Raw genomic sequence first — 1977 nt, forward strand, 5'->3', positions numbered from 1 at the left:
GATGTGTTTTTCCTCAATCAAAGTGTGGGTAGCGACATCATTAATGATTTCCGCAAGGGAGAGGATTTAATTGGGTTGAATTCTGGTTTGAGTTTTAATCAACTCAGTATTACTTCCAGCAACAATCAAACTTTGATTACTGTGACGGACACCAATCAATTGTTGGCGAAGCTTAACAATATTACCCCCGGTATTCTCACCGCTACCGATTTCACTCAGGTAACACTCTAACTGGCTGGGGTAGGGTGTACCATAAGCAGCCCGCCCGCTTAGAAGTGGTGAAGAAAGCTCTCAAACTCCTGAAATTTGGGGGATGACGTTAGCGCAGCCCGCCCCTAGGGGGGCTACGCCAACGAAGAGGAGCGATCTGATTCTTTTCAACAGCGATCGGTAATAAATCTTGTTTATTGCCGATCGCCCACACCTAGAATGAGGCACATCCGTTTATTGCACTCCCGATCTGGCTAGCCATCAGCAGCGCCCGAATAAAACCTGGTTTTTCAGCCACTAAATTTCTGATTTTGGGAAACTTTTTTTGAGATCAAAAAAAGTTAAATTAATCAAATATTTAGGCGATTTTCCTGGTTTTAGCTCAGGTGAATGTATCAGGTACTAGCTAAAGCCATTGTCATTATTTTGGCAGTGCCAAAATAATGTGATGAATGTGATATTGCCAAGGCAGCCAAAGGGTTTGATGCACTATTTCTATCGCTAATGGTGGGCATTGCCAACCTAAACATAGAGGTAGGTTCCCAGTCCCGGACTATTTACATTACATCCTCTGCACTTAACTGCTAAAAAGCTCGCAATTCTCACACAGCAAAAGCTGATTGTGGAGACACTTCGGTAAATGAGGGATAAAACAATCTTACCTAAATAAATTTGAATTTATCCCATGGATCACCGAAGTTTTAATTCTGCCTACTGCCTTCTGCATCTCTAGCCTTCTACTTTCAAGGTGAATCTACCAGCAAATAGTAAACATTCTCATGGGTATGCGAAATGAATTCAACTTTTGCCACCAACATGGATTCACAATCTGTTCTCCACAATGCTGGTTCTAAATCTATTGTCTTCATTGATTCCGGTCTAGATGACTATCAAACTCTTGCGGGTGGCGTGCTTCCCGGTGCAGAAATCATCATTTTAGATAAAAATGGTAACGGAGTCGAGCAAATTACTGCGAAACTGCAAACAATTTCTGCTGCTGGGGAAACTGTAGACCAAGTTCACATTTTTTCTCACGGTAATTCTGGCAGCTTGCAGCTAGGTTCTGCAACGCTGAATTCGGATAATTTGCCGCAATATGAAAGCCAGTTGCAAAATTGGCGAAATGCGCTAAGCGACAAAGCAGATATTGTGCTTTATGGTTGCGATGTTGCGGCGGGTTCGGGAAGCGATTTTGTCGATCGCCTGGGCGAGTTAACCGGGGCTGATATTGCGGCATCTAGCGATCGCACTGGCCGCGGAGGTAACTGGAATTTGGAGTTTGCCAAGGGTGATATTGAAGCACCGCTAGCCTTGACTCCAGAAGCAATGGCTGATTATCAAGGGACTTTAAAGACTATTACCGTTACCAACAATAATGATAGCGGACCCGGTTCCTTGAGAAATGCGATCGCCTCCGCAGCAGCCGACGATACCATTCAATTTGAATCGAGTCTTGCCAGCAAAACAATTACTCTCACTTCCGGTCAACTTGTCATCAACAAAAACTTGACAATTGATGCTGTTGGTGCAGCCAATTTAACCATCAGCGGCAACAATGCTTCGCGGGTAATCCGCACAGAAGGTGCAACAAATGTCACTATAAAAAACCTGATTGTTGCCAACGGCAAAGTTTCTGGAACCGATCCGAATAATGAGGCAACTAGCGCCGGTGGTGCCATTCAAACAGGAAGTAGCAGCACTTTAACTTTAGAAAATTGCCAAGTCAATAATAATGTTGCCGGTTTTGGTGGTGGCATTTACACGGGT

General features: G+C 44.0%; 1 protein-coding gene and 1 pseudogene. Both read left to right on the plus strand.

Features of this window, described 5'->3' with window-relative positions:
- Positions 1 to 231: pseudogene (locus tag QUA45_RS28585) on the plus strand (calcium-binding protein); the annotation flags it as partial.
- Between the two features lie 771 nt (positions 232 to 1002).
- On the plus strand, positions 1003 to 1977 hold a 975-nt coding region (locus tag QUA45_RS28590; protein ID WP_333101298.1), incomplete at its 3' end, for a DUF4347 domain-containing protein.

The sequence above is a fragment of the Microcoleus sp. Pol12A5 genome (genome assembly GCF_036701435.1).
In the GTDB taxonomy this organism is placed as follows: domain Bacteria; phylum Cyanobacteriota; class Cyanobacteriia; order Cyanobacteriales; family Microcoleaceae; genus Microcoleus.